This is a genomic window from Streptomyces sp. SID10853, from assembly GCF_010548145.1.
Taxonomy (GTDB): Bacteria; Actinomycetota; Actinomycetes; order Streptomycetales; family Streptomycetaceae; genus Streptomyces.
On the sequence record NZ_JAAGLN010000075.1, the window covers coordinates 1 to 26,798 of the forward strand.

General features: G+C 71.7%; 24 protein-coding genes and 2 pseudogenes. 18 read left to right on the forward strand and 8 right to left on the reverse strand.

Annotated elements, in window-relative coordinates:
* Positions 1-190, reverse strand: a 190-nt coding sequence (locus G3I19_RS36900) for a hypothetical protein (protein ID WP_203599669.1), incomplete at its 3' end; no start/stop codon positions are given.
* Positions 191-608: 418 nt separating this feature from the next.
* Between G3I19_RS36900 and G3I19_RS16705 the strand changes: the two genes are divergently transcribed.
* The 14 genes and pseudogenes from G3I19_RS16705 to G3I19_RS16770 all read left to right on the forward strand — a co-directional run.
* Positions 609-1,127: a DUF2617 family protein gene (locus tag G3I19_RS16705; protein ID WP_164264413.1), complete on the forward strand. Its 519-nt coding sequence runs from the start codon at positions 609-611 to the stop codon at positions 1,125-1,127.
* Between the two features lie 54 nt (positions 1,128-1,181).
* A complete protein-coding gene (locus tag G3I19_RS16710) occupies positions 1,182-2,747 on the forward strand; it encodes a polyamine aminopropyltransferase (protein ID WP_164264414.1) in 1,566 nt (521 codons plus the stop codon).
* Between the two features lie 72 nt (positions 2,748-2,819).
* Positions 2,820-3,830: an SRPBCC family protein gene (locus G3I19_RS16715; protein WP_164264415.1), complete on the forward strand. Its 1,011-nt coding sequence runs from the start codon at positions 2,820-2,822 to the stop codon at positions 3,828-3,830.
* Between the two features lie 41 nt (positions 3,831-3,871).
* Positions 3,872-4,675, forward strand: a complete 804-nt coding sequence (locus G3I19_RS16720) for an aldose 1-epimerase (RefSeq protein WP_164264416.1) — start codon at positions 3,872-3,874, stop codon at positions 4,673-4,675.
* Positions 4,676-4,726: 51 nt separating this feature from the next.
* A complete protein-coding gene (gene pyrE, locus G3I19_RS16725) occupies positions 4,727-5,269 on the forward strand; it encodes an orotate phosphoribosyltransferase (RefSeq protein WP_164264417.1) in 543 nt (180 codons plus the stop codon).
* A gap of 239 nt (positions 5,270-5,508) precedes the next feature.
* Positions 5,509-6,540 (forward strand): class II fructose-bisphosphate aldolase, encoded by a 1,032-nt coding sequence (fbaA, locus tag G3I19_RS16730; protein ID WP_164264418.1) that lies wholly within the window; start codon positions 5,509-5,511, stop codon positions 6,538-6,540.
* Positions 6,541-6,694: 154 nt separating this feature from the next.
* Positions 6,695-7,861 (forward strand): aminotransferase class I/II-fold pyridoxal phosphate-dependent enzyme, encoded by a 1,167-nt coding sequence (locus G3I19_RS16735; protein ID WP_275402745.1) that lies wholly within the window; start codon positions 6,695-6,697, stop codon positions 7,859-7,861.
* Between the two features lie 159 nt (positions 7,862-8,020).
* Positions 8,021-8,434, forward strand: coding sequence for a DUF3151 domain-containing protein (locus G3I19_RS16740; protein ID WP_164264419.1), 414 nt, complete (start codon positions 8,021-8,023; stop codon positions 8,432-8,434).
* A gap of 263 nt (positions 8,435-8,697) precedes the next feature.
* Positions 8,698-9,573, forward strand: coding sequence for a tryptophan 2,3-dioxygenase family protein (locus G3I19_RS16745; protein ID WP_164264420.1), 876 nt, complete (start codon positions 8,698-8,700; stop codon positions 9,571-9,573).
* A 49-nt stretch (positions 9,574-9,622) separates the two neighbouring features.
* Positions 9,623-10,813 (forward strand): kynureninase, encoded by a 1,191-nt coding sequence (gene kynU / locus G3I19_RS16750; RefSeq protein WP_239074440.1) that lies wholly within the window; start codon positions 9,623-9,625, stop codon positions 10,811-10,813.
* 55 nt (positions 10,814-10,868) lie between these two features.
* Positions 10,869-11,720 (forward strand): alpha/beta hydrolase, encoded by an 852-nt coding sequence (locus tag G3I19_RS16755; protein WP_164264421.1) that lies wholly within the window; start codon positions 10,869-10,871, stop codon positions 11,718-11,720.
* Positions 11,721-11,898: 178 nt separating this feature from the next.
* Positions 11,899-13,248, forward strand: a complete 1,350-nt coding sequence (locus G3I19_RS16760; protein WP_164264422.1) for a histidine kinase — start codon at positions 11,899-11,901, stop codon at positions 13,246-13,248.
* Positions 13,245-13,946: a response regulator transcription factor gene (locus tag G3I19_RS16765; RefSeq protein WP_164264423.1), complete on the forward strand. Its 702-nt coding sequence runs from the start codon at positions 13,245-13,247 to the stop codon at positions 13,944-13,946. Before G3I19_RS16760 ends, G3I19_RS16765 begins: the two co-directional genes overlap by 4 nt.
* A 35-nt stretch (positions 13,947-13,981) precedes the next feature.
* Positions 13,982-14,386, forward strand: a pseudogene (locus G3I19_RS16770) (Uma2 family endonuclease); the annotation flags it as partial.
* 160 nt (positions 14,387-14,546) lie between these two features.
* Here G3I19_RS16770 and G3I19_RS16775 read toward each other — a convergent pair.
* Together G3I19_RS16775 and G3I19_RS16780 are read right to left on the reverse strand one after the other, a co-directional pair.
* Positions 14,547-14,726, reverse strand: a pseudogene (locus tag G3I19_RS16775) (ABC transporter permease); the annotation flags it as partial.
* A gap of 57 nt (positions 14,727-14,783) precedes the next feature.
* Complete coding sequence (locus G3I19_RS16780; protein WP_164264424.1) at positions 14,784-15,635, reverse strand: diacylglycerol kinase; 852 nt, start codon at positions 15,633-15,635, stop codon at positions 14,784-14,786.
* A 165-nt stretch (positions 15,636-15,800) separates the two neighbouring features.
* Here G3I19_RS16780 and G3I19_RS16785 point away from each other — a divergent pair, with 165 nt between their 5' ends.
* Complete coding sequence (locus tag G3I19_RS16785) at positions 15,801-17,084, forward strand: adenylosuccinate synthase (protein ID WP_164264425.1); 1,284 nt, start codon at positions 15,801-15,803, stop codon at positions 17,082-17,084.
* Positions 17,085-17,186: 102 nt separating this feature from the next.
* Here G3I19_RS16785 and G3I19_RS16790 read toward each other — a convergent pair whose 3' ends face one another.
* The 4 genes from G3I19_RS16790 to G3I19_RS36905 all read right to left on the reverse strand — a co-directional run bounded on the left by G3I19_RS16790 (position 17,187) and on the right by G3I19_RS36905 (position 20,219).
* Entirely contained in the window at positions 17,187-17,912 is a 726-nt protein-coding gene (locus tag G3I19_RS16790; protein ID WP_343235126.1) for an alpha/beta hydrolase, read from the reverse strand.
* Between the two features lie 106 nt (positions 17,913-18,018).
* Positions 18,019-19,194, reverse strand: coding sequence for a class I SAM-dependent methyltransferase (locus G3I19_RS16795; protein WP_203599671.1), 1,176 nt, complete (start codon positions 19,192-19,194; stop codon positions 18,019-18,021).
* 20 nt (positions 19,195-19,214) lie between these two features.
* A complete protein-coding gene (locus G3I19_RS16800) occupies positions 19,215-19,640 on the reverse strand; it encodes an SRPBCC family protein (protein ID WP_164264427.1) in 426 nt (141 codons plus the stop codon).
* Positions 19,641-19,811: 171 nt separating this feature from the next.
* On the reverse strand, positions 19,812-20,219 hold the full coding sequence (locus tag G3I19_RS36905) for a hypothetical protein (protein ID WP_203599678.1): 408 nt from the start codon (positions 20,217-20,219) through the stop codon (positions 19,812-19,814).
* 226 nt (positions 20,220-20,445) lie between these two features.
* On the opposite strand from G3I19_RS36905, the gene G3I19_RS16810 reads away from it, so the two are divergent.
* Complete coding sequence (locus tag G3I19_RS16810) at positions 20,446-21,813, forward strand: aspartate aminotransferase family protein (protein WP_164264428.1); 1,368 nt, start codon at positions 20,446-20,448, stop codon at positions 21,811-21,813.
* Positions 21,814-21,929: 116 nt separating this feature from the next.
* On the opposite strand, the gene G3I19_RS16815 is transcribed toward G3I19_RS16810, so the two are convergent.
* The gene (locus G3I19_RS16815) at positions 21,930-23,225 is read right to left on the reverse strand and encodes an MBL fold metallo-hydrolase (RefSeq protein ID WP_203599672.1); all 1,296 of its coding nucleotides are present in this window, start codon (positions 23,223-23,225) and stop codon (positions 21,930-21,932) included.
* Positions 23,226-23,475: 250 nt separating this feature from the next.
* On the opposite strand from G3I19_RS16815, the gene G3I19_RS16820 reads away from it, so the two are divergent.
* Both G3I19_RS16820 and G3I19_RS16825 read left to right on the forward strand, forming a co-directional pair.
* Positions 23,476-24,228, forward strand: coding sequence for a GntR family transcriptional regulator (locus tag G3I19_RS16820; RefSeq protein WP_164264429.1), 753 nt, complete (start codon positions 23,476-23,478; stop codon positions 24,226-24,228).
* Positions 24,225-26,684: a dolichyl-phosphate beta-glucosyltransferase gene (locus G3I19_RS16825; RefSeq protein ID WP_164264430.1), complete on the forward strand. Its 2,460-nt coding sequence runs from the start codon at positions 24,225-24,227 to the stop codon at positions 26,682-26,684. Before G3I19_RS16820 ends, G3I19_RS16825 begins: the two co-directional genes overlap by 4 nt.
* Positions 26,685-26,798 lie beyond the last annotated feature (114 nt).

Here is a 26,798-nt window from a genome sequence, read left to right on the forward strand (position 1 = left end):
CCTTGGTGGACACCCCCATCCCGGGCATACCGGCCATGCCGGGGGTGACGGCCTTGGCGGGGGTGACGGCCTTGGTGTGTGCGGCGGTGGCGGCGGGTGCGGCGGCTCCAGCTGACGCAGGACCGCGCTCGTACGTTCCGCAGGCGCCCGCCGGGTCAACCCCCGGCGGGCGCCTGCTGGTTGCCCGCACCGGACGCCGCCTTGCCTGCAAACCGCACGCCCCCTGCCTGCAACCTGACGCCCGTCCCGCCCGCACCTGACGCCCGCCGTCGCCGCTGCCGGGCCGCTGTGACCCATCTCTCAGCTGCTCGCGGCCCGGCCGGACACCGCCCGTGCCGCCCCACAGCTCGCCTCACGGCTCACTCCGCATCCCCCTCACCGCCGGTTTGTTGAACGTATGAACAGCGCAGCCCCCGGGGGGATGGAAACCCCTTCAAGTTGGGTAAAAACGCTGTGAGCGTCGCGTACTTCGTGATTCCCTCCATGTGAGAAGAAGCAGCCCTCGGACCTGAGACCTGACCGTGGCCCATGCCGGCGTCTCTTTCCCTGACACCTGCTCCGGGGAGAACCCCGTCCATCTGCCGATTGTGTGTTTGCGGAGCCCACCCATGCTCACGACCCTCAGTACTGCCTACACCGACACTCGCGCCGCCGATCTGGCCTGGGCGCTGGGCCGCGAACCGCTGCCCGCGCTCGCGGTCCTCGATCTCGAACTCGGCGGCGCCAAGCTCCAGATGAGGCTCCTCGGCGCCTCTCACCAGGTGCTTCTGGAGGAGGAGGGCGGCACCTGTTCCGAGACCGTCGCCTGCATCCCGGGAAGCAGCACCCCCTTACCGCTCGGCGTCGCGGAGCGCGTCGGCGACTGGGGGTACGAGTTCGCGGCCTGCGTCGAGACGCTCTCGGCCTGCTCTTTCGCGGGCCGCGCACAGGAGTTGCTCGCTCTGGTCGCCGACCATCCGAACGGCCTGGCCGGCACGTTCCCCGGCTCGCCGCACGCCTTCACCGCGATGCTCGCGCAGCGGCGCGAGGGCCAGGTGCACTGGCGCACCTGGCACGCGTACCCGCAGGAGGGGCAACTCGTGGTCACCCGCACCAGAGTTGGGGTACGCATCCCCGTCGAAGCCTGATTGCATCCTTGTGGGTGACGAGTGGTGTGCGTTCCGTAACGTAGCGTTCTTGGCATGATCGACCAGTCCGCGCCCCCAGAAACCCAGGACGCGGCGCTCTCCGTACGCCCGAGGACCGGCAGGGTGCTGGTCCTCGCCACCGTCTTCGTCTGCGCCGCCTGCGGACTGGTGTACGAGCTGGAACTGGTCGCCCTCGCCTCGTACTTGATCGGGGACTCGGTCACCCAGGCGTCGGTCGTGCTGTCCGTCATGGTCTTCGCGATGGGGATCGGCTCGCTCCTCGCCAAACGGCTGCGGGTCCGCGCCGCCGTGGGCTTCGGTCTGGTCGAGGCGGCGCTGGCGCTGATCGGCGGCGGCTCGGCGCTCGTCCTGTACGGGTCCTTCGCCTGGGCGGGCGGCGGCGGTTCGCGGTATGCCCTGGTCGGGTTCTCGCTGGCGATCGGTGTGCTGATGGGCGCCGAGATCCCGCTGCTGATGACGCTGATCCAGCGGGTCTCGCGGCAGGACGCGGGCGGCGCGGTGGCCGACCTGTTCGCGGCGGACTACGTGGGCGCGCTGGTCGGCGGTCTCGCCTTCCCGTTCCTGCTGCTGCCGCTGCTCGGCCAGCTCACCGGGGCGCTGCTCACCGGCACGGTCAACGCCGTGGTCGGCGGGGCGCTGGTGCTGTGGCTCTTCCGGCGCGACCTGACGACCCGGGCCAGGTGGTGGCTGATCCTGCTGAACGTGCTGGTGCTCGCCGTGCTGGCCACGGCGACGGCACTGGTGGGCGACTTCGAACTGGCCGCCAGGCGCGCGGTGTACGGGGCGCAGGTGCGGGTCGCCGAGCAGACCCGCGTCCAGGAGATCGTCCTGACCCGGTCCGCGCACGGCACCCTGGACCTCTTCCTGGACGGCAGGCTGCGGGTCGACGGCGCCGACGAGCGGCAGTACCACCGGGCGCTGGTCGACCCCGCGATGCGCGGGCCGCACCGGAACGTACTGATCCTGGGCGGCGGTGACGGCCTCGCGGCCCGCGAGGTGCTGCGCCACCCGGACGTGGCGTCGGTGACGGTGGTCGAGCTCGACCCCGGTGTCGAACGGCTGGCCCGCACCGATCCCGGACTCTCCGCGCTCAACGGGCACGCGTACCGCGACCCGCGGCTGCGGGTGGTCACCGCTGACGCCTTCAACTGGCTGCGCTCCCCGAGACCGCGGTACGACGTGGTCCTCACCGATCTGCCCGACCCCGGGATCACCGCGAGCACCAAGCTCTACTCGGAGGAGTTCTACGGCCTGGTGTCGCGGGTGCTGGCCCCGGGCGGCCGGCTGGCCGTCCACGCGGGCCCGGTCGACACGCGCCCCGACAGTTTCTGGACGGTCGACGCGACGGTGCGGGCGGCCGGCCTGCGGACGGTTCCGTACCGGGCGTCGGGCCGTGGCGTGGGTTTCGCCGCGGGCCCCGACCGGGCGAAGGACACGGGGAAGGGCGCGGGGAAGGCGCCCGGCGGCTGGGGCTTCGTCCTGGCGGCCCGTGGCACTCCGCGGCTCGGGCCGGCGGCCCCGGGCACCTGGTCACGGGTGCCGGGCCGGCCGCCCGATGTGCCGCCGTCGACGCTGGTGCATCCGCGGTACGGGGGGTGAGGCGGGGGCGGTGTGCGTGTGCCCCGGCCGAAAGGCAGACGAGTCGGCTGTGGCTGAGTAGGCTCGGCTTCCATGGAGCATGAGGTGTTCGTTCCGGTTCCGGCAGAGTCCGTCCGACGGGTCCTGGCGGACCCCGCCCGTGTGGCCCGCTGCGTACCGGGGCTCCAACAGGACGCGGACAGCGCCGGCGCAGGGAAGGGCGGGCTCGCGGGCCGGCTCAAGGTCCGGATCGACGGGCACACGATCACGTACCGCGGGACCCTGCGCGTCGTGGAGCGGGACGGTGGCTACGAGATCGACGGTGAGGGTACGGAAGCTCGCGGCCCCGGGTCGGTGAACCTCTCGCTGAAGCTGGGCCTCGCGGGCGCGGATGCGGGGACGACTCTGAGCTGGACGGGGACGGCCCGGGCGACCGATGGCCGGCTGGCGCAGATCCCGCCCGATGCCGCACTGACCGCGGCCCGCCGCTTGCTCGACCGCTTCGGCGACCGCGTACGGGCCGAGGCGCAGGCGGATGGCAGTGATGCCGGGCCCGCCGATGCCGGGTCCGCCGGCGCCGGAGCCACGGATACCGGAGCCACGGATACCGGAGCCACGGGTACTGGGGTCACTGATACCGGGGTCACCGATGCCGCTGGGTCCGCTGATTCGGGCCCCGGCGATTCCGGCCCGGGTACACCAGCCCCCACCGGTGAATCGCGCGCCCGCGACGAACCACGCTCCAGCGACGAACCAGCCCCCACCGATTCCAGCGGTTCTGGGGATTCCAGTGATTCCGGGGACCGGGATTCCGGGGCGTCCGTGTCCGATACGGAGGTGCCGCCGCCGTCGCTCGATCCGGCGGCCGACGCGGGCTTCTCCGCCCCCGGCGAACCACCGGTCGAGGCCGCACACGCCCGCCGCACGATGATCGGCCGCAGCGCTGAAGAGGTCGACCACGCCCCGCCCCGCGGCCGCTACGCCCCGGTACCGGCCCCGTCGTCGAGCACGGCGGGCGCGACCCTTCGATGGGCGGCCCCGGCGGCGGCGCTGGCCCTGGCATCGGCGGTCGTCGTGGGCCGGGCCCTGCGGCGTCGGCGCTGAACCGGGCGGCCGATCGGGCCGCGTCCCGTTAGGGTCGGGGCGTGAGTAGCGAAGAGGTCCGGCTCGTCGCCGGCGACGCCGAGTTGACCGTGAGCCCCGAGAACGGCTGCCGTATCCGCAGCCTCCGCATCGGCGGTACCGAACTGCTGCGGCAGGGAGCCAAGTTCGGCTGCTTCCCGATGGTGCCGTGGTGCGGCCGTACCGGGAACGGCCGGTTCACCAACGGCGGCACCCCGCACCAGCTGCCGTTGAACTCCCCGCCGCACGCCATCCACGGCACCGGCCGCAACACCGCCTGGCGGCCCGCCCGCGCAGGCAGCGGCGACGGGCCCGGCGTGGCGGCGTTCACCTACGATCTGGCCGACCCCTGGCCGTACACCGGCCGGGTCACCCAGACCTTCGAGCTGACCGAGTCCGCCCTGACGCTCACCCTCGGTGTGGAGACCTACGACGACTCGTTCCCGGCGCAGGCCGGCTGGCACCCCTGGTTCAACCGGAACCTGGGCGCCGGCGGCGACGCGCAGCTCGGCTTCGAGCCCGCCTGGCAGGAGGAGCGCGGCGACGACCACCTGCCCACCGGCAAGCGGATCGACCCCCTCCCCGGCCCCTGGGACGACTGCTTCGGGATGCCGGACGGAGTGGACGTCACCGTCACCTGGCCCGAACAGCTGGAGCTGACGGTGCGCAGCCGCTCCGAATGGGTCGTGATCTACGACGAGCAGGCGGAAGCGGTCTGCGTCGAGCCCCAGTCCGGCCCGCCGAACGGGCTGAACACACTGCCGCGCCTGGTCACGCCCATCGATCCGCTGGAGATGTCGGCCACCTGGAGCTGGCGCCGCCTCTGAGCCACAGCGGGAGGTACCGGCTGTCCGGCCGTCCCAATTAAGCTCGGGGCCATGACTGACGTACGCGCTGATCTGCTCCAGCACATCAAGGACAAAGCCGTCGTGCACGGCAAGGTGACGCTCTCCTCGGGGATCGAAGCCGACTGGTACATCGATCTGCGCCGGATCACCCTGGACGGCGTGGCCGCGCCGCTGGTCGGTCAGGTGATGCTGGATCTGACCGACGGGCTGGACTTCGACGCGGTCGGCGGGCTGACGCTGGGCGCCGACCCGATCGCGGACGCCATGCTGCACGCCTCTTCGGCACGCGGCAGGACGCTGGACGCCTTCGTCGTGCGCAAGGCCGCCAAGACGCACGGGATGCAGCGACGCATCGAGGGCCCGGACATCAAGGGCCGCCGGGTTCTCGTCGTCGAGGACACCACCACGACGGGCGGCTCGCCGATGACCGCGGTGGAGGCCGTGCGAGAGGCCGGCGGTGAGGTGGTCGCCGTCGCCACGATCGTGGACCGCGACACCGGCGCTGCCGAGGTCATCGCCGAGGCGGGCGTGCCGTACGTCTTCGCGTACACCCAGGGCGACCTCGGTCTGTGAAGCCACCCGGCCGGTGAGGGCACCGGAGCTGGGAGGCCACCCGGCCGGTGAGACAACTCGGTCTGTGAGGCGCTGAACACGGGGTGTGGTTTCACGTGAAACCACACCCCGTGTTCAGGGTCAAGGCACCACGCCAGGTGGACCCGCGCCAGGAGTCTGGAAAGATGGGCGGCGACGATGACGTCGCCCCCAGGTCAGGGACCAGTTACGCACACCCGCACATCCCAAGGAGCGGACAGATGCCCATCGCAACCCCCGAGGTCTACAACGAGATGCTCGACCGGGCGAAGGCAGGCAAGTTCGCCTACCCGGCCATCAACGTGACCTCGACCCAGACCTTGCACGCGGCGCTGCGCGGCTTCGCCGAGGCCGAGAGCGACGGCATCATCCAGATCTCCACCGGCGGTGCCGAGTTCCTGGGCGGCCAGTACGCCAAGGACATGGTCACCGGATCGGTCGCGCTGGCCGAGTTCGCGCACATCGTCGGCGAGAAGTACCCGGTCACGGTCGCGCTGCACACCGACCACTGCCCCAAGGACAAGCTCGACGGCTATGTCCGGCCGCTGCTTGAGGTCTCCCGCAAGCGCGTCGAGGCCGGTCTGAACCCGCTCTTCCAGTCCCACATGTGGGATGGCTCCGCCGAGACCCTCGCCGACAACCTGGCCATCGGCCAGGAGCTGCTCGCGCTGGCGGCCGCCGCCAAGATCATCCTTGAGGTCGAGATCACCCCGACCGGCGGCGAGGAGGACGGCGTCAGCCACGAGATCAACGACTCGCTGTACACGACCGTCGACGACGCGCTGCGGACCGCTGAGGCCCTCGGCCTGGGCGAGAAGGGCCGCTACCTGCTGGCCGCGTCCTTCGGCAATGTGCACGGCGTCTACAAGCCGGGCAACGTCGTTCTGCGCCCCGAGCTCCTGAAGGACCTCCAGGAGGGCGTCTCCGCCAAGTACGGCAAGCCCGCCGGCAGCCAGCCGTTCGACTTCGTCTTCCACGGCGGCTCCGGCTCCTCCGCGGAGGAGATCGCCACCGCGCTGGAGAACGGCGTCGTGAAGATGAACCTCGACACCGACACCCAGTACGCCTTCACGCGTCCCGTCGTGGACCACGTCTTCCGCAACTACGACGGCGTCCTGAAGGTCGACGGCGAGGTCGGCTCCAAGAAGACCTACGACCCGCGCACCTGGGGCAAGGCCGCTGAGGCCGGTATGGCGAAGCGCGTCACCGAGGCGTGCGCCAACCTGCGCTCCACGGGCACCCGCATCAAGTAGGCGCGTCCGCCACGCCGGGCCCGGTACCCCGCCCAGGGGTGCCGGGCCCGCGTCATACCGGGGGGCAGTCCTGTCCGGGGCCGGGTCCCCGATCACCCGCAGCCCGCAGCTCACCACAGCCCACAGCCCACAGCCCAGCGAGAGGGTGCCGCACATGGAGATGGAGTACGGCGTGGAGTACGACTTCGACACGGCCGTCGACCGGCGCGGCTCCTGGAGCGTCCAGTGGGACGGGGTCGCGGACCGGTTCGGTGTGGACGGGCTGCTGCCCTTCACCATTTCGGACATGGACTTCCGCTGCCCGCCCGAGGTCCTCACGGCCCTCCACGAGCGGATCGACCACGGGGTGTTCGGCTACACCGACTGGCGGCTCGGGGACTTCCGGGACGCGGTACGCGACTGGTACGCGACCCGCTTCGACACCCGGATCGACACCGGCCGGATCGTGTACGGGCCCTCCGTGCTCAACCAGCTCTCGCAGCTGCTGCGGATGTGGACGGACGAGGGCGACGGAGTGGTGGTCCACACCCCCACCTACGACGGCTTCACCAAAGCGGTCTCCGGTCTGCGCCGGGAACTGCGCGGCTGCCCGGTGGACGACGACGCGGAGCTGGAGCGGCAGCTCGCCCGGCCGGGCAGCAAGGTCCTGTTGCTCTGCTCGCCGCACAACCCCACCGGCCGGGTGTGGACGCACGACGAGCTGACCCGGTTCGCCGCGCTCGCCGAGCGGTACGGCACCGCCGTGATCTGCGACGAGATCCACGCCGACTTCGTGCACGAGGGGCACCGGCATCTGCCCTGGACCCGGTACGGGCGGGGCCGCTGGGCGCTCATCACCTCCGGCAGCAAGGCGTTCAACTTCCCGGCGCTGACCGGTTCGTACGGCATGATCGGCGACCCGGACGACCGGGCGGAGTACCTCAGCCGGATGGAGACGGGCGAGGGGCTTGCCTCGCCCGCGGTGCTCTCGCTGACCGCGCACATCGCGGCCTACCGGCACGGGGCGGCCTGGCTGGACGCCGTCCGCGCGTACACGGCGGCGAATCTTTCGATGCTGGCCGAGCGGCTGAACACGGCCTTTCCCGAGCTGCGCTGGACGCCGCCGCAGGCCGGGTATCTCGCCTGGATCGATCTGCGCCCGCTGGGCATCGACGGTGCGGCGCTCCAGCGGCAGCTGATCGAGGTGGAGAAAGTGGCGATCATGCCGGGCGCCGTCTACCGCGCCGAGGGCTTTGTCCGGCTCAACGTGGGCTGCCCCCGGGCCAAGGCGGAGGCAGGAGCCGAGGCCCTCGTACGGGCAGCCCGCGCGGTGCGGCTCTAGGCCCACGCGTCCGGGTCAGGCCCCCCCCGCGTCCGGGTCAGGCCCTTCGCGTCCGGGTCAGGCTCTTCGCGTCGCGTCGCGCCGGCCCGGGGCCCTGGTCCTGCTGGGTCCAGCGGCCCCTGGCAGCCGCATCCGCGCGGGCCAGGCAGACTGGCCCCCATGTCCATTCACGAGAATCTGCTCGGGGGCCCTCCCGAGACCCGTCTTCCCGACGACCCCGAACCCCGCGAGCTGCTCGCGGGCGGCACCGCCCCCGCCGATGTGGCGGCGAAGTACCCGACCTCCTCGCTCGCCTGGGCGCAGCTCGCCGACGACGCCTTCGAGCACGGGCGGGTCGTCGAGTCGTACGCCTACGCCCGTACCGGCTACCACCGCGGCCTCGACTCGCTGCGCCGGGCCGGCTGGAAGGGCCACGGCCCCGTGCCGTGGGACCACGAGCCGAACCGCGGCTTCCTGCGGGCCCTGCACGCCCTGGCGCGCGCCGCCCAGTCGATCGGTGAGGACGCCGAGTACCAGCGCTGCACGGAGTTCCTGCGCGACTCCTCACCGGCCGCGGCGGACACGCTGGGCTGACCTCGGCGCATTCCCTGCGGCATCGATGCCGTAGGCCGCATCGGTGCCGCATACGCGCCGCACCGGGCGAGGGCCGGACACCCACCGTGTCCGGCCCTCGCCTGCCTGCCTCGCCTGCCTGCCTCGCCTGCCTGCCTCGCTTGTCCTGCCTTGCTTGTCTTGCCGTGGACCAGGTTCCGCGTCAATGATGAAGGTGGGGACCGGGGCCCACCTGTCGACGGAAGGGGCGGACCGCTACCTGGAGCACCACCGAGGAGACAGCGATGTCTACGCCTTCGCACGACCCGGCCCCGCATCACGACCCGGCCCCGAATCCGGCCCCGAGCCACGACCAGGCCCCGAATCTGGACTTCGCGGGGACCACCCCGTACGAGGACTACGTCCAGGCGGACGTCCTCACCCACCTCCAGCAGCTGCGCTCCGACGACCCGGGCGAGATGGTCTTCCTGGTCACCACCCAGGTCATGGAGCTGTGGTTCACCGTGATCGTCCATGAGTGGGAGACCGCCGCTGAGGCCCTGCGCGGTGACGATCTGCCGGTCGCCCTCGCCGCCCTGAAGCGCTCGACGTACGAGCTGCAGTCGCTCAACGACTCCTGGCGGCCGCTGGCCCAGCTCACGCCCGCACAGTTCAACGCGTACCGCGGCGCACTCGGCGAGGGATCGGGCTTCCAGTCCGCGATGTACCGCAGGCTGGAGTTCCTGCTGGGCGACAAGTCCGCCTCGATGCTCGTCCCGCACCGCGGAGCGCCCCGGGTCCACGCCGAACTGGAGAAAGCGCTCCAGGAGCCGAGCCTGTACGACGAGGTACTGCGATTCCTGGCCCGGCACGGGCAGCCGGTGCCCACGGCCGTGCTCCAGCGCGATCTCGCGGCGAAGTACGAACCGTCGCCCGAGGTCGAGGCGGTCTGGACCGCGGTGTACACGGGAGAGCAGGACTCCCCGCTGGTCCGGCTCGGCGAGGCGCTGACCGATGTCGGTGAGCTGGTGTGGCGCTGGCGCAACGACCATCTGGTCGCCACCCGCAGGGCGATGGGGTCGAAGACCGGCACGGGCGGCTCGGCCGGGGTCGCCTGGCTGGAGAAGCGCGCCGCGAAGAGCGTCTTCCCCGAGCTGTGGACGGCGCGCAGCCATGTCTGAGCGCACCACAGGGACAGCCCCGCAGCCCCCGACGACCGAGGATCAGCCGATGAAGCCCGCACCGGCCCAGCCGAAGCCCGATCTGTCCGCCCTGGCCCGCCGAGCGGCCGAGCTCGACGCGGCCGATGAACTGGCCCCGCTCCGGGAGCTGTTCACCATCGCCCCCGGAACGGTCTACCTCGACGGCAACTCCCTGGGCGCCCTGCCCCGGCACGTTCCCGCACGGATGCAGGAGGTCATCACCCGCGAGTGGGGCGCGCTCGGCATCCGGTCCTGGGAGGAGTCCGGCTGGTGGACCGCGCCGGAGCGCATCGGCGACAGGATCGCGCCGCTCGTCGGCGCTGTGCCCGGCACGGTGGTCGTCGGCGACTCGACAAGTGTGAACGTCTTCAAGGCACTTGTGGCCGCCGTCCGGTCGGCCGGGGACGACCGTGACGAGATCCTGGTCGACGCCACGACCTTCCCGACGGACGGCTACATCGCCGGGTCGGCGGCCCGGCTGACCGGCCGCCGTGTCGTCCCGTACGCACCCGGCGACCAGGTCGGGCCCCGTACCGCCGCCGTCCTGGTCAACCATGTCGACTACCGCACCGGGCGGCTGCACGACCTGCCCGCCGTGACCGGCGCCGTGCACGCGGCGGGTGCGAGGGTCGTCTGGGACCTCTGCCACAGCGCGGGCGCGCTGCCGGTCGGGCTGGCCGCGCACGGGGTGGACTTCGCGGTCGGCTGCACCTACAAGTACCTGAACGGCGGGCCCGGTTCCCCCGCCTTCCTGTACGTACGCCCTGACCTCCAGCCGTCCTTCGACTCGCCGCTGCCCGGCTGGAACTCGCACGCGGACCCGTTCGGGATGGAACCGGGATACACCCCGGCGGACGGCGCCCCGCGCGGCCGGGTCGGCACCCCCGACATCCTGTCGATGCTCGCGCTGGAGTCGGCGCTCGACGTGTGGGACGGGGTGTCGGTCGAGGCGGTCCGGGCCAAGTCGCTCACCCTGACGGACTTCTTCCTGGAGTGCGTGAGCCTCGAATCGGTGACACCGTCCGCGCCTGAACAGCGGGGCAGCCAGGTGTCGCTGAGGTGCGAGAACGCCGGGGCGGTCATGAAGGAGCTGATCGCCCGCGGGGTCGTCGGGGACTTCAGGCCGCCGGACATCCTGCGCTTCGGTTTCACCCCGCTCTATGTCGGGTTCGGCGATGCGCTGCGTGCCGCGCGCGTTCTGGGGGAGGTACTCGCCTGATAGCGTCCCGGCTGGTCAGGGCAGCCCGGCCCGCACAGAGAGAGGTTGGAGCCGTATGTCGGACGACGCAGAGGCCGATTCGGTCCTCGGGCATCCCGCTGTGGCCCCCGATGCGACCGCCGCATACGGCGATCACCCCGACCAGACCGTCGACTTCTACGCCCCGCACGGCGGCGAGGGGCCGGTCCCGCTCGTCGTGGTGCTGCACGGCGGCTCCTGGCGGCAGCGCTACGACCGCCGGCACATGTCTCCGTTCGCGGCCTTCCTGGCCCGCCGGGGCTTCGCTGTCGCCAGTGTCGAGTACCGGCGGGGCGGTGCCGCCGAGGGCAGCGCGGGCCGGTGGCCGGACACCCTCGACGACGTCGCCGCCGCCCTGGACGCGCTGCCGGAGCTCGTACCGTCCGCTCTGCCGCGCGCCGACCTGCGGCGTACGGTCCTCACCGGGCATTCGGCCGGCGGACATCTCGCGCTCTGGGCGGCCGCCCGGCACGTACTGCCGCCCGAGGCGCCGTGGCACCGGTCGACCCCGCCGTTCCGTGGCGTGGTCGCGCTGTCCCCGCTCGCGCACTTCGGCCTCGCCAGGGAGCTGGGGGCGTGCGAGGGGGCGGTGGACCAGTTCCTGGCGGTCCCGGACGCCCCTGCGGCGGCCGGGGCTTCCGCCGTCCGCGCGGAGTGGGCCGACCCGTCCGCGCTGCTGCCCACCGGCATCGCGACCACGGTCGTCCAGGGCCGCGCGGACACCACGGTCCCGCCGCAGATCGCCGACGCGTACGCGGACGCGGCGGCCAAGGAGGGGGAGCTGGTCGGCGTGACCCTGCTCGACGGTGTCGGGCACTTCGCGCCGGTCGACCCGGCGGCCGACGCCTGCGCGGTGGTTGTCGCGGAGATCGAGCAACTGGCCTGGTGAGGACGGGCGCACCTGCCGGCGGTATCCGTATGGGCACCCGCGGCCGGTACCGCATGCGCACCCGCCGCCGGTACCCGTGCGGGCACCCGATCCGACGCAGGTAGTACCTGAGAGGGACCCCACAGGTTCCGTATCAGTGCGGACGACCGGGACCATGCCGCCGCCTACCGTGGGGCCTGTGACCGATACAGAGACGCGGAGCCCGGAGCTCCGGCTGGCCCAGGGGGTTCTGGCGGGCCTGCGCCAGGACCTCTTCCACGACGCCTTCGCCTACCGCCCGCTCCAGCCGATGCGTACGGACGGGGCGTTGACCAGGCGGTTGCCCCGCCGGATACGGGCCCGCGCCGGCTGGACCCCGCACGCGGTGGTGCTGGCCTTCGCCCTGATCACGCTGCTGGTGTCCGCCCACGGCACCGTCGACTTCGACGGCCCCCTGGCTCTCGTCACCGGTCTGATCTCGGCGGGAGCGGTCGTGATGACCCTGCTCAGGCCGGTCGGCGCCTGGTGGGTGTCGCTGGTGTCCGCCCCCGTCGTCAGCCTGTTCGGCAGCAGCTGGGGGTCCTGGCCCTGGGCCGACAGCGCCTTCCTCGCCCATCTCGTGGTGCTGACCGTGGTCGCGGCCAGGACCAGGCCGCGAACGGCCGCCTGGATGTGGGCGGGTACGGCGCTGTACGGGTTCGTCGCGGGGGCCGTGGTGAACCCCGGCGGCATAGGCGGATCCGACACGGCGATGATGCTGTTCCTCTCCGCGGTCGCCGTCCTCATCACGACGACGGTGCAGGTACGCCGCGAGGCGTACCGCGAGGTCACCGCCCAGCAGACGGTCACGGCCATCGAACGCGACCGGCGCACCCTCCTGGAGGAGCGCACCACCATCGCCCGTGAGCTGCATGACGTCGTCGCCCACCACATGTCGGTGGTCGCCATCCAGGCCGAGGCCGCCCCGTACCGGGTGACCGATCCGCCGCCCGAGCTGACCAGGTCGTTCGAGGTGATCAGGGAGAACGCGGTGGCGGCCCTGACCGAGCTGCGCCGGGTCCTCGGTGTCGTACGTGCCGAGGACTACGAGGCCCCGGACGCCCCGCAGCCCACCCTCGCCGAACTGGAAGGGCTGCTCACCAATGTCAGGGAGGCCGGCCTGACGGTGGACAAGACCGTGACCGGCGCTGTACGCGAACTCCCGCAGGGCGTCGAGCTGTCGGCGTACCGCATCGTCCAGGAGGCGTTGAGCAACGCCCTGCGCCATGCGCCGGGCACACAGGCCCGGGTGGAGGTCAGCTACGTCCTGGGCGGGCTCGGCCTGCGCGTGGTCAACGGCCCGCCGCAGGGGCTGGTCAAGCCGTCCCCAAGCTCTCAATCCGATTCGAGCAGGGGATACCCCATTCCGGGCGCCGGGCACGGCATCACCGGAATGCGGGAGCGGGTCACCATGCTGAACGGGGAGATCACCACGGACCGTACGGAGGACGGCGGTTACGAGGTCGCCGCGTTCATCCCGGTGCAGCGAGCGGCGGAGGACTCCGAATGACCACCGTCCCGGCCGCCTCGGTCCCGGCCGACTCCGTTCCGGCCATCAGGGTCCTGGTCGTCGACGACCAGATGATGGTGCGCGAAGGGTTCTCGGTCCTGCTCAACGCGATGCCGGGCATCGAGGTGATCGGCGAGGCGGTCAACGGTGTCGAGGCGGTGTCCCAGGTGGCCGCCCTGCGCCCGGACGTCGTGCTGATGGACATCCGGATGCCCGAGCTGAACGGCATCGAGGCGACCCGGGCGATCGTCGCGGCGGACGAGTCGGCGAAGGTGCTGGTCCTGACCACGTTCGACCTGGACGAGTACGTCTACCAGGCGCTGCGCGCGGGGGCTTCGGGCTTCCTGCTGAAGGACGCGTCGGCCCGTGAGCTGGCCGACGGCGTACGGGTGGTGGCGTCCGGGGAGGCGCTGCTCGCCCCCACGGTCACCAAGCGGCTGATCGTCGAGTTCTCCCGGCTCTCGGACACCCCGAAGCAGCCCTCGCTCGCCCGGGCCGAGGAGCTCACGGAGCGCGAGAGCGAAGTGCTCGTGCTGATCGCGCAGGGTCTGTCGAACGCGGAGATCGCCTCCCGGCTGATCGTCGCCGAGTCCACGATCAAGACCCACGTGAGCCGGATCCTGGTGAAACTCGGCCTGCGGGACCGGACCCAGGCGGCGGTCTTCGCGTACGAGACGGGGCTGGTCAGGCCTGGGTAGCGATCACTCGGACGGTTTGTCGCCGGCGGATTGGGCCCGAACTCGGGCTGTACGGCGGTGACCAGGGCCTGAAGGTCGAGTCGTACCGCAAGGGCAGGGCGCGTCCGGACGGGTCTCTCGCTCCGCGGGGGAACTTCGCGGGGCAGGGTGAATGGGCGGATCCGGACGGAGTGCTCATGACTGTCGAGATCACGTCCTACGACCGCGACACCGACCGTCGCGACCGCAAGGAGAAGCCCGTCGCCTACGCGGACGCCGGGATTCCGGTCTACCTGCTGGTCGACCGTGAGGCCGGTGCCGTCACGGTGTTCAGCGCGCCGGACCCGGAGGGCGGCGGCTACCGCGACAGCCACACCGTGAAGTTCGGTGAAGTGGTCATGCTGCCCGACCCGGTGGGCATCGAGCTCGACACCGAGGTGCTGACGCACTACGTGCGCTGAGGCTTGCGGAGGGGGTGGCGCCACCGCCCCCTCACCCGCTCAGCATGTCCCGCCGCCGCAGCGCCGCCAGACCCGCCGCCACCAGTGCCGTCATGAGCAGCAGCAGGCGGCCGCCGATCCCCCGAAGGCGACCGCGAGATGGCCGGCCGCCCACCCCGGCCGCCCACCGCAGCCGCCCGACCGCGCCCGCCAGCAGCGGTTCGGCACGGCCGGCGGTCTCCTCGCCGTGCAGTCGCAGCACCGACGCGACCACGTACAGCACGGCGACCGTGCCGAGCACCCCGGTCATCGCCGCGAGGAACGCTTCGGTGAGGCCGGAGTGGCCGCCCATCCGCTCGAAGGTCTCGTGCCCTGCTCCGTCCCGTCCCGTCCCGCCCCCCGGCGGGACCGAGCAGCATCACACCGCCACCGCGGGCAGCGTCAGCCCCCACACCCCCGCCCGCACCCTCCACGTCCGGGTCCGCACCGGGCCGCCCAGCAGGCCGTCCCTCCGGTACCGGAAATCCGCCCCGGAAACCGTCACCGCCAGCGCCTCGGCGGTCAGCCGGTCGCCGGACGGCAGCTCGACCGCCACCTCCGCCTTCCCCGCCCCGCCGCGCGACGAGACCCGTACCCCGGCCACCGGCCGGTCCAGATCGGCCAGCAGCACCCCGTCCGCCTCCACCCGCAGCCGCTGCACCCGGGGCGCCTCCGGCGCGGGCGCAGGGGAGACGAGGGTCCGTACCAGCGAACGGCAGGCGCCCCACACCGACAGCGGGCCTTCGCCGTCCGCGTCCGGCGGCCCGGACCGCGGGCCCCCCGCGGGGATCCGCAGATCGCCCAGCACCACCGCGTCGCTGTCGTCCACCAGCAGGTCCAGCCAGCGCACCGCACCGTCCAGCACCGACCGCGCCGCGGCCACCGCCCCCACCGGGACACCCAGTGACCCCGCGAGCTCCAGCGCGTGCGCCGGGCCCACCGGCACCAGGGACAGGGCGTCGCGCGCCCGGTTCCGCTCGTGGTGGAGCAGCGTCACCGCCCTGAGCAGCGCCTGGTCGTCACCGACCACCACGAGGCGCCGGTGGCCGCGTCTGGCGAGCGCCCGCGCGAACTCCTCCGGCCCGTCGGGCAGGCAGATCTTGGCGTGCGCTCCGGCGCACAGCACGTCCTTCGCGATCCGTACGGACTCGCCGTCCGCACGGCGGGCGACCGGGTCGATGACCACCAGCAGCTGATGCTCGGTGCTCGCTGCGGGATCTGGAGCCGACACCTCGGTCCTTCCTCGGGTAGCATCTTTGTGCAAGAGCCCCTTGCGCTATTGCGCCAGGGGCTTCGTCTATTCCGGGGCAGCCGGTTCGACGGTTCAGGTATCGGCGTACGACAGACGTGCGCCCCCTGGCCTTGGACATGCCCCGCCCGGAAGGGGTGTACGCCTGTGCCCGCACTTGTGCTGCTCGGTGCTCAGTGGGGTGACGAGGGCAAGGGAAAGGCCACCGACCTCCTCGGTGGATCCGTGGATTACGTGGTGCGCTACCAGGGCGGCAACAATGCCGGCCACACGGTCGTCGTAGGCGACCAGAAGTACGCGCTCCACCTCCTCCCTTCCGGAATCCTCTCGCCGGAGTGCACTCCGGTGATCGGTAACGGAGTCGTCGTCGATCCAGCGGTCCTGCTCTCCGAGCTGAGCGGGCTGAACGACCGCGGCGTGGACACGTCCAAGCTGCTGGTCAGCGGTAACGCGCACCTGATCACGCCGTATCACACCACCGTCGACAAGGTGACGGAACGGTTCCTCGGCAAGCGGAGGATCGGCACCACCGGCCGGGGCATCGGCCCGGCCTACGCCGACAAGATCAACCGCGTCGGCATCCGCGTCCAGGACCTCTACGACGAGTCGATCCTGGAGCAGAAGGTCGAGGCCGCGCTCGACGGCAAGAACCAGATCCTCGCCAAGCTCTACAACCGGCGCGCGATCGAGGCCGGCCAGATCGTCGAGGAGCTGCTCGGCTACGGCGAGCAGATCCGCCCGTACGTCGCGGACACCGCGCTCGTCCTGAACAAGGCGCTGGACGAGAACAAGGTCGTCCTCATGGAGGGCGGACAGGGCACGCTCCTGGACGTCGACCACGGCACGTACCCCTTCGTCACGTCGTCCAACCCGACCGCGGGCGGCGCCTGCACCGGCACCGGTGTCGGCCCGACGAAGATCACCCGGGTCATCGGCATCCTCAAGGCGTACACCACGCGGGTGGGCGCCGGGCCGTTCCCGACCGAGCTGTTCGACGAGGACGGCGACAAGCTGCGCTCGATCGGCCACGAGTACGGCGTCACGACCGGCCGCGACCGCCGCTGCGGCTGGTTCGACGCGGTCATCGCGCGCTATGCGACGCGGGTGAACGGGCTCACCGACTTCTTCCTCACCAAGCTCGACATCCTCACGGGCTGGGAGCAGATCCCGGTGTGCGTGGCGTACGAGATCGACGGCAAGCGCGTCGACGAGCTGCCGTTCAGCCAGACGGACTTCCACCACGCGAAGCCGGTCTACGAGTACCTGCCCGGCTGGACCGAGGACATCACCAAGGCGAAGACCTTCTCCGACCTGCCGAAGAACGCGCAGGCGTATGTGAAGGCGCTGGAGGAGATGTCCGGCGCACCGATCTCGGCGATCGGCGTGGGCCCGGGCCGGACCGAGACGATCGAGATCAACTCGTTCATCTGAGAGGTCTGAGGGGCCTGAGGGACCTGAGAGGTCTGCGGGACCTGCGGGATCTCCGAGATCTGGGAGACACCGGGGACGCACTGCGCGGCGGCCGGCCTGTAGTCACGGGCCGGCCGCCGTCGCCGCGTCCGCCACCGCGCGGGCCGTCGCCCGTGCGATGCCCCGTACCGAAGCGTCGACGCCCGGCAGACAACGGTGCTCCGTGGGGTCGTACACACAGCCCAGCACCCCGGCGTGGTCGGTGGCCGGTTCGAGCAGCTCCGAGTCCCAGCGGTGGGCGAGCAGCGCCTCGTGCAGTTCCCGTGAGGCGTCACAGGGGACGACCGTGTCGGCCGTGCCGTGCACCAGCCGTACCGGAACCGGTGTCACCGCCCGGCCCAGCGCCTGGAGGGGCACCGTGCCCGTGGTACGCGCCGGACGCTGGTAGCCGCCCGCGATGCCGACCACCGCGGCGGGCCGCCAGCCGTCGAAGAGCTCCGGGTGCAGCGCCACCCCCAGGGCGGCTCCCGCCCCCGCCGACCAGCCCGCGAGGACGACCCGCCCGGGTCGGGGCCGGCCGGTCGAGTCGCTTGCGTGATCACGGACGAACCGCAACGAGTCGGTGAGATGGGCGCGGCCCTCGTCGGGCAGGTCCGGGCGCCAGTCGGGCACGAGGACGGCGGGGCCCAGAGCGGCGATCTCCCGTGCCAGCGGGGCCATTACGTCCCGCTCGTCGGGCCCGACGCCGTGCCACAGCAGCACGCACGGTCCGTTGCTCCGGGCGCCGGTGTACAGGTCGAGCGGCTTGGTCCCGCCGCCGGTCGGGTAGTGCGCGGTGCGGACCGTCACGCTCAAGGCCGTTCCTCCGGGCTGTGGGTGAGTGAGGGGAAGGGGGCGCGCACCTTCAGGAGGCGGGAAGCAGGAAGAGGGAAGCCGGAAGCCGAGCCTGCCCCGACTACCGCTTCACGGCCCGCAGGATCACGAACTTCGGATCGCTCGTCACCACCCGGCAGTTGCCGAAGGTGCGCTGGAGCATGACGTGGTAGCTGAGGTGCCGGTTGCCGACGACCCACAGCTCACCGCCCGTCCGCAGTGCGTCGCGCGCGCCGCGGAACATCCGCCGGGACGTCTGGTCGCTGGTCGCCTGGTGGGTATGGAACGGGGGGTTGTTCAGTACGAGGTCGACCGAGCCGGCCGGCACGCCCGCGAAGGTGTCGCCGGTGCGGAACTCGGCCAGGGCCCCGGGGCCGAGGTTCTTCCTGAAGGTGGCCTCGGCCGAGGCGATGGCCTGGAACGACTCGTCGGTGAAGATCACTTCGGCCCGCGGGTTCGCCAGCGCGACGGCGGTGCCCACGACACCGTTTCCGCAGCCCAGGTCCACCACTCGCTCCGGGCCCTCGTGCTGGGGGAGGTGCGGAAGGAAGAAGCGGGTGCCGATGTCGAGGCGTTCGGCGCAGAAGACCCCCGCGTGGTTGACGACGGTCCGCCCCGAAGCGGCACCGATGCCGGCGGGGAGTTCGTAACTGCGCGGCCAGGGGCTGGGCCCCGGGGTGAGTGACGGGTCGGGGGTGCAGAAGATCAGCCGGGCCTTCTTCACCGCGAGGGACGTCTTCGTGACCCCGATGATCTGCTCGAAGAGCTTGAGGGTCGAGGTGTGGATCTCCTTGACCATGCCGGTGCCCACGACGACGGTCCCGGCGTGTACGGCGGGCGCGAGCCGGTGCAGCTGGTCCTCCAGCAGCGCGAGGCTCTTCGGAACGCGGACGACCAGCAGATCGATCCGCTCCGGTGGCGCGTCCTGTGTGGAGAGCAGCCGCACGGCACCGGTTCCGATCCCGTTCCGCTCCAGATTGGCCCGGGTCGCCTCCTGCCCGAGGAAGGAGTCGGTGATCTGCACGACCTCGCCGGCTCCGTCCTGCGCGGCCCCGGCCAGGGCGGTGGTGAGCGCACCCCACCGGTCACCCGCCACGACGGTGGTCCCCGGGGCGGTGCCCGCAGCGGCCGGCCCGTTCTCCTCAAGATGGCGCAGGAGATATTCGTCAGCGGCGTCCCAGGCGCGCAGCTGGTCGCGGGGGTCCTCGGGGAACCGGGTGAGAGCGAGCGAGCCTGATGACGTCGGCAAATGGTTCATTGCCGACCAGGCTAGCCGCCTCAGGAAGCGGCCGTCTTCTCGGCCAGTTTCTGGAATTCGCCCAGGTCGTAATTTGCCAGGGCGGAATCGAGGTTGGTGAGTGCGCCCAGGTGCTCGACGAAGCCCTGGGGGTCGTACTCGATCTGGAGCGTCACCCGGCTCGTCGTGTCGGTGAGGTGGTGGAAGGTGACCACACCGGCATGGTGGACGCCCTCGATGGTCCGCCAGGCGATCCGGTCCTCCGGTACGACCTCGGTCAGCTCGGCGACGAAGTTCTTGTCGGCGCCGGGCAGCGAGAGCTGCCAGGCGAAGCGCTTTTCGTCGATCGGCTCGACGAGGCGGACGTGGCTCAGGAAGGCGGGCCAGCGGGTGACGTCGCTCCACAGGGCCCAGCTCACGGCGACCGGGGCGTTGATGTCCACGGTTTCGATCAGCGATGACGACATGCGTGCCTCTCTTCGTTCGCGGGCTCGTTCTTCACGGGACCGGCTACCCGGAGCCTGATCGGCCACACGGAACGACGGGTCGGTCACAGAGAACGACGGGTCGGTCACAGAGAACGGCCGAACGCGCGAGGCGGCCGTCATCCCGGCGAGTGCGGACTGTGCGGACCGCGTTCACACGGGGATGACGTCGACGCCCTCTTCCAGCCCCTTGAAGTCGTCGGCGTTCCGCGTAGAGAACGGGAGCCCCTGTGCTGCGGCTGTGGCAGCGATCATCAGGGCCATCCCGTGTGCCGGGGCCGGGTGCGGGGAGCCGGTGGTGGTGTGGGGTGCCGGGGTCTTCGACGCGCTGCCCGTGTTCATGACCGCGTACACCGATCCGCCCGCGCCCACCGCCACTATCAGGGCCACCAGGATCAGCGCGAGCGTCCAGCGACGGCTGCGGTCCGGTGGTCCGGGCGCCGGCGCGGGGGTGCAGTAGCTGTACCCGGGCAACGGGGGGCCCGGTCCGGGGCCGCCCGTACCGGCGGCGGCACTCTCTGCGCCGGTGTGGTGTGGATCGCCCGGCTGGAGCTTCTTCATGGCTGTGCCGCCTCCCCCGTGGCCGCGCCACCGCGCGGGCCCGCTGGAGGCGAGGATAGTGCGCCCGTGCGAGGCCCGGTACGGCTGGGAGAACCGGTTCTGCCGGCCATTCCGTAACGCCGGCGGCCACCTCGTCGGGCAGTGTGACACTCTGCCGACGAATCCCGCCGAGTACATACAAGATGGCCATGTCCGTCCCGACCTGCGGCTCTCTACGCTGGGGTGCATGACCCCTCAGATCCCGCAGCCCGATCCCCGGACAGGTGCGGCCGTCAAGGCCGCCGACCGTGCGCATGTGTTCCACTCCTGGTCCGCCCAGGACCTCATCGACCCGCTCGCCGTCGCCGGTGCCGAGGGTTCGTACTTCTGGGATTACGAGGGCAACCGGTACCTCGACTTCACCAGCGGTCTCGTCTTCACCAACATCGGCTACCAGCACCCGAAGGTCGTTGCCGCGATCCAGGAGCAGGCGGCGACGATGACGACGTTCGCCCCCGCCTTCGCGGTCGAGTCGCGCTCCGAGGCCGCACGCCTCATCGCCGAGCGCACCCCCGGCGACCTCGACAAGATCTTCTTCACCAACGGCGGCGCCGAGGCCGTCGAGAACGCCGCCCGGATGGCCCGGCTGCACACCGGCCGCGCGAAGGTGCTGAGCGCCTACCGCTCGTACCACGGCGGCACCGCCACCGCGATCAACCTCACCGGCGACCCGCGCCGCTGGGGCTCCGACACGGCCACGGCGGGTGTGGTGCACTTCTGGGCGCCGTTCCTCTACCGCTCGCCGTTCTACTCGGCGACCGAGGCCGAGGAGAGTGCCCGTGCCCTCCAGCACCTGGAGGACACCATCGCGTACGAGGGCCCGCAGTCGGTGGCCGCGATCATCCTGGAGACCATCCCGGGCACGGCGGGCATCATGACTCCGCCGCCCGGCTACCTCGCGGGTGTCCGCGAGATCTGCGACCGGTACGGCATCGTCTTCATCCTCGACGAGGTGATGGCGGGCTTCGGCAGGACCGGCACCTGGTTCGCCGCCGACCTCTTCGACGTCACCCCCGACCTGCTGACCTTCGCGAAGGGCGTCAACTCGGGTTACGTCCCGCTGGGCGGTGTGGCGATCTCCGCCGAGATCGCCGAGACCTTCGCCAAGCGCCCCTACCCGGGCGGACTCACCTACTCCGGCCACCCGCTGGCCTGCGCGGCGGCCGTCGCGACGATCAAGACCATGGCGGAGGAGGACATCGTCGGCCAGGCCGCCCGCCTCGGCACCGACATCCTGGCCCCGGCCCTCGCGGACCTGGCCGCCCGCCACCCCTCGGTCGGCGAGGTGCGCGGCGTGGGCGCGTTCTGGGCGCTGGACCTCGTACGGAACAGGGAGACGCACGAGCCCCTGGTCCCGTACAACGCGACGGGCGAGGCCAACGCCCCGATGGCGGCGTTCGGCGCGGCCGCGAAGAAGCACGGCCTGTGGCCCTTCATCAACATGAACCGCACCCATGTGGTGCCCCCGTGCAACATCACCGACGCGGAGGCCAAGGAGGGCCTGGCGGCGCTGGACGCGGCGCTCTCGGTGGCCGACGAGCACGTGGTCGCGTAGCCGGCGGGGGAGGAGGGTGACGCGGGGGCGCCCGGCGCCTCAGCGTCACCTCCCCGTCCTCGCGTACAACCTTCAGCGGTACGTGCGTGCCGTGTGGCCCGTGTTGCTGGGCAGCACTACCCGCTCAGCCGGACCCGGTCGAGGTCGTTGCCGACCAGGACCCGGCCGTGGAAGCCCTGTTGGGCACGGCGGTGCCAGGAGTCGCGGGGGACCAGGAAGGTGTCCGCCGGGGTGATGTGCGTGAGGACCAGCGTGTGCACCCCGCAGCGCTGGGCCAGCGGGCCGACCTCGGTGACGTCCGTGTGTGCCGCCGCCATGTGGTGCAGCAGCGCTTCGCTGTAGCCGGTGCTGTTGCGGTAGAAGTCGAGGTCGATCACCTCGTGCACGAGGATGTCGGCGCCCCGCGCCAGGCGGACCATGTTGTCGGAGAGCGCGGTGTCTCCCGAGAAGACCACCGAGCCGTCCGGGGTGTCGAAGCGGTACGCGAAGCACGGGAAGACCAGCCCGTGCGGGACCAGGACCGCGCTGACGCGAACCGTTCCATCGTCCATGACCAGGAACGGTTCCATGTCCGGCGCGAGGTTCCGGAGCGGGTCGGAGCCTGTCCCGGGAGGCAGCTCGATCTCGTGTACGCCGACATGCGTGTGCGGGTCGGGGCGGCCGGACTCGCGCATGAAGATGTTGCTGCTGTACGCGGTGGCTTCGAGCGACTTCTCCGTCAGGTCCTGGAGACCGGGCGTCGGATCGGCCGGGCCGACGGTCCCCGGCTGGCCGCCGCCGTAGGCGTCCGGCAGCGCACCCGCGGGGCCGGGGCCGTAGGCGTCGAACGGGGACAGGGCGGCGTCACCCACGTCATTGACACCGTGCGCGGCCAGCAGCACGAAGTTGGCGTAGTCGGCGATGTGGTCGATGTGCAGGTGGGTGATGAAGACCGACGTCAGATCCTGGAACCTCAGTCCGGTCCTGCCGTACTGAGTGACGGCGGAGCGCCCGCAGTCGACGACGTAGACCTTTCCGCGGACGGAGAGCGCGGAGGCGGTTCCGGCCCGGGTGGTGACCGGCGGTGGGCCGCCGGCGGTGCCCAGCAGGAACAGTTCGGTTCCGGCCGGGGAGATGCGCGCGGGGCGCGCGTCCGCCGCCGGGGACGCTTCGGCCGCTTGAGCCGTTTCCGTCTGAGCCGTTTCCGTCTGAGCTGTTCCCGGCAGAGCTGTTTCCGTCTGAGCCGTTCGCTGAGCCGTTTTCGCTTGAGCCGTGTCCGCGCCGATGGCGGTCGCGGCGGCCCCGCCCGCGGTGAGCACCACGGCCGAGGCGCCCAGCAGTTGGCGTCGGGAGAGGGGTCCTCCCGCGTCACGGAGCCGGTCCTCGCCGGGTGCTTCCGAGCGGTCCTGGCGGCGGTCTCGGGCAGGTGTCATGGGACCAGTCCTCGGCGGGTGTGGAGGAGGCGGACGCGTCGAGCATAGAGATAGTTAAGGGGTTAGAGAAGATGGGCGGCCGCGTCAGCACACCTGCGCCGGCAACCCTGCGTCACAACCCCGAGGACCAGCACAGCCGGCCGGGCCATGGGCCACGACCGCCGGGGCCTCTCCGTCGATCCGGGCTGAGCCAATCGGAAGGCGCTGTCGGCCGTAGGGTGTCCCAGAGTCGGACGAGGGGAACAGGACCATGCCCGCGAGCGGAGCGGTGACCCGCAGTACTCTGCGGCAGCAGATCGCCGACGCGCTGCGTGACGAAGTGCTTGCGGGCCGTCTTCAGCCGGGCGAGGTCTTCACCGTCAAGCAGATCGCCGAAGGGTACGGGGTCTCGGCGACCCCGGTCCGTGAGGCGCTTGTCGAGATGTCAGCTCAGGGGCTCCTCGACTCGGACCAGCACAAGGGGTTCCGGGTCCATCAGTTCTCGGTCGATGACTACTGCGCCATGGTCGAGGCCCGGTCGCTGATCGTCGACGGGATCTTCCGGCGGCTCGCGCTGCGGGGTGTGGCGGGGGAGCCACTGCTGTCCGTACGCCGCCGGGCCGAGGAGGCCGGGCAGGCCGCGCGGACCGGCAGTCTGGAGATTCTCATCGGGTACGACCTGCGGTTCTGGCGTGAGCTGGGCGCACTGACTGGCAACCGCTACATCTCCGACTTCCTGCACCGGCTGCGGGTGCAGTGCTGGGTGTTCGCCGTGCCGTATCTGCGCGGCTGCGCGGAACCGTCCGACTGGCTGTGGCAGGGGCACGAGGAGCTGGTCGACGCGGTGACGAGCGGCGACGGCGAGCGGGCCCACGCGGTGATCGAGGCGTACAACGCGCACGCCGTCCGCTGGGCCGAGCAACTGCGCGACAGCGGTAGCGATGCACCTGATACCGACGTTTCTGGCGGCGGTGTTTCCGGCATCGGTGCTTCTGACGTGGATGCGGGCGGGGCCGCCCGGTGAGCGTCGTGGAGCCGCGCACCGCGGAGGCGACGGTCGAGCTGTCCGTCGTCGTGCCCGCGTACAACGAGGAAGGGCGCCTCGGCCCCACGCTGGACGCCGTCCGGAGTCATCTGGACGGGCGGCCCGGCAGCTGGGAGCTGCTGGTCGTCGACGACGGTTCGGCGGACGGCACCGCGCGCATCGCCCGTGAGGCAGCGGCCGCCGACCCGCGGGTCCGGCTGGTCAGCAGCCCCGGCAACCGCGGCAAGGGACACGCCCTGCGGCTCGGTGTGGCCGCGTCGAAGGGCGTGCGGGTGCTGGTCGCCGATGCCGATCTGGCCACGCCCATCGAGGAGTTGGACCGCCTCACCGATGAGCTGGAGACCGGGTACGAGGCCGCGGTCGGCTCACGCGCGCACCCCGATTCCAGCGTCGAGGTCCACCAGGGGCGGCTGCGCGAGTGGATGGGGCGGATGGGCAACAGGCTCATACGGGCTGTCGCCGTCCCCGGCATCCGCGACACCCAGTGCGGATTCAAGCTCCTGGACGGCGACAAGGCGCGCGAGGCGTTCGCCGACGCCCGTCTCGACGGCTGGGGCATCGACGTCGAGATCCTCCAGTACTTCCGCCGGAAGGGCTGGGCGGTCGCCGAGGTCCCGGTGCGCTGGTCGCACCAGGAGGGCTCCAAGGTCGGCCCGCTCGACTATCTGCGCGTCCTCGCGGAGCTGATCCGGCTGAAGGCCCGCGCGGTGCGCGGCACCGACCTGGCGGTCTGCGGGCTCTTCCTGCTGGCATCCGTCCTGCTCTACAAGAACCTCTGGGCCGACCTCGGCCACGGCTACCTCCGTGACTCGCTCCAGGACCAGAACCAGTGGGAGTGGTTCTTCGCGGTCACCGCGGACAACGTCGCCCATCTGCACAACCCGTTCTTCACCACCGTGCAGAACTTCCCCGCCGGGGTGAACCTCATGGGCAACACACCCATGCTGGGACTCTCCGTCCCGCTCACCCCCGTGACCCTGGCCTTCGGGCCGACCGCCACCTGGGCGCTGGTGCTGACCGGCGGGCTCGCGGTGACGGCGGCCGCCTGGTACTGGCTGATCGCCCGGCGCCTGGTCCGCAACCGGTGGGCGGCCGCGCTCGGTGCGGCGCTCGCCGCCTTCGCGCCGCCGATGATCTCGCACGGCAACGCGCACCCCAACTTCCTGGTGCTGTTCATGATCCCGGTCATCATCGACCGGGCGCTGCGGCTCTGCGCAGGGGAGCGGCCGGTACGGGACGGGGTGCTGCTCGGGCTCTTCGCCACGTACCAGGTCTTCCTCGGGGAGGAGCCGTTCCTCCTCGCGGCCCTCGGCATGCTGCTCTTCGCGCTCGCCTACGGGCTGCTGCGCAGGGACGTGGCGCGGGCGGTGTGGCGCCCGCTGCTCAAGGGGCTCGGGGTCGCGGCGCTCACCGCGCTGCCGCTCGTCGCGTACCCGCTGGGCTGGCAGTTCTTCGGCGCGCAGAGCTACCACAGCGTGCTGCACGGGAACAACGCCGGCAACAGCCCGCGCGCCCTCCTGGAGTTCTCCGGACGCGCGCTGTTCGGCAGTGACGCGACAGCCGACAAGCTGGCGCTCAACCGGACCGAGCAGAACGCCTTCTACGGCTGGCCGCTGGTGGCGCTGGCCTTCGCGATCACCGTACGGCTGTGGCGGCACACCCTGGTCAAAGCGCTGGCCTTCACCGTGGTGGCGGCCGCGGTGCTCTCCCTGGGCCAGAAGATCCGGATCCCTTACACGGACGTGGTGTTCCCCGGCCCGTGGCGGCTGCTGGCGCACCGGCCGCTCTTCGAGTCGGTGATCGAGGGCCGGGTCGCGATGATCTGCGCCCCGGCGCTCGGGGTGCTGATCGCGCTGGCCGCCGACCGGCTGGTCCGCACCCCCGTGCGGGGATACCGGGTCGTCGGTGCGCTGGCCGTCGCCGCGGCGCTCGTCCCGATCGTGCCGACTCCGATGCCGGTGCAGAAGCGGCCGGACGTCCCGGCGTTCATCGCCGACGGGCTGTGGAAGAAGTACGTGGGCCCCGGCGAGTCCGTGGTCCCGGTGCCGCTGCCCGACCCGGGCAGCGCGGAGGCCCTGCACTGGCAGTCGGCCACCGGGGTCGGCTTCCCGGTGCCCGGCGGCTACTTCAACGGGCCGTACGGGGCGGACCGCACCGGCATCTACGGAGCGCCGCCCCGCTTCACGTCGAACCTCTTCCACGACGTCCGCTACGGCGCGAAGATCCCGGTGATCGGTCCCAACTGGCAGGCCCAGGCGCGCTACGACCTGGCCTACTGGAAGGCCGGCGTGGTCGTCATCCCGCCCGAGGACAACGACGCGGCGCTGTACGTCACGGTGGAGAAACTGCTGGGCCGGCCGGGCAAGCGGATCGGCGGCGCCTGGGTCTGGCCGGTGGGCAAGGAAAGCGGCGGTGCGGCTGCTCCGGCGGAGTAAGCAGCGGGGCGGGGCGCGGGGCGCGGGGCGTGGGGCGCGGGGCACTTGCGGGCGGCCCCGTGCGGCGGCCCGCACCGCCGTGCGGCCTGCCCGGTCGCCCCGGGGCGCCCACTC

Bases quoted from the DNA above. Each gene is read 5' to 3' on its own strand.
- G3I19_RS16820 (WP_164264429.1), top strand. From the start codon at position 23,476: ATGCCCGCGAGCGGAGCGGTGACCCGCAGTACTCTGCGGCAGCAGATC.
- pyrE (WP_164264417.1), top strand. From the start codon at position 4,727: ATGACTGACGTACGCGCTGATCTGCTCCAGCACATCAAGGACAAAGCC.
- fbaA (WP_164264418.1), top strand. From the start codon at position 5,509: ATGCCCATCGCAACCCCCGAGGTCTACAACGAGATGCTCGACCGGGCG.
- G3I19_RS36905 (WP_203599678.1), bottom strand. From the start codon at position 20,219: ATGAAGAAGCTCCAGCCGGGCGATCCACACCACACCGGCGCAGAGAGT.
- G3I19_RS16745 (WP_164264420.1), top strand. From the start codon at position 8,698: ATGTCTACGCCTTCGCACGACCCGGCCCCGCATCACGACCCGGCCCCG.
- G3I19_RS16715 (WP_164264415.1), top strand. From the start codon at position 2,820: ATGGAGCATGAGGTGTTCGTTCCGGTTCCGGCAGAGTCCGTCCGACGG.
- G3I19_RS16710 (WP_164264414.1), top strand. From the start codon at position 1,182: ATGATCGACCAGTCCGCGCCCCCAGAAACCCAGGACGCGGCGCTCTCC.
- G3I19_RS16735 (WP_275402745.1), top strand. From the start codon at position 6,695: ATGGAGATGGAGTACGGCGTGGAGTACGACTTCGACACGGCCGTCGAC.
- kynU (WP_239074440.1), top strand. From the start codon at position 9,623: ATGAAGCCCGCACCGGCCCAGCCGAAGCCCGATCTGTCCGCCCTGGCC.
- G3I19_RS16740 (WP_164264419.1), top strand. From the start codon at position 8,021: ATGTCCATTCACGAGAATCTGCTCGGGGGCCCTCCCGAGACCCGTCTT.
- G3I19_RS16810 (WP_164264428.1), top strand. From the start codon at position 20,446: ATGACCCCTCAGATCCCGCAGCCCGATCCCCGGACAGGTGCGGCCGTC.
- G3I19_RS16765 (WP_164264423.1), top strand. From the start codon at position 13,245: ATGACCACCGTCCCGGCCGCCTCGGTCCCGGCCGACTCCGTTCCGGCC.
- G3I19_RS16705 (WP_164264413.1), top strand. From the start codon at position 609: ATGCTCACGACCCTCAGTACTGCCTACACCGACACTCGCGCCGCCGAT.
- G3I19_RS16815 (WP_203599672.1), bottom strand. From the start codon at position 23,225: ATGACACCTGCCCGAGACCGCCGCCAGGACCGCTCGGAAGCACCCGGC.
- G3I19_RS16755 (WP_164264421.1), top strand. From the start codon at position 10,869: ATGTCGGACGACGCAGAGGCCGATTCGGTCCTCGGGCATCCCGCTGTG.
- G3I19_RS16800 (WP_164264427.1), bottom strand. From the start codon at position 19,640: ATGTCGTCATCGCTGATCGAAACCGTGGACATCAACGCCCCGGTCGCC.
- G3I19_RS16795 (WP_203599671.1), bottom strand. From the start codon at position 19,194: ATGAACCATTTGCCGACGTCATCAGGCTCGCTCGCTCTCACCCGGTTC.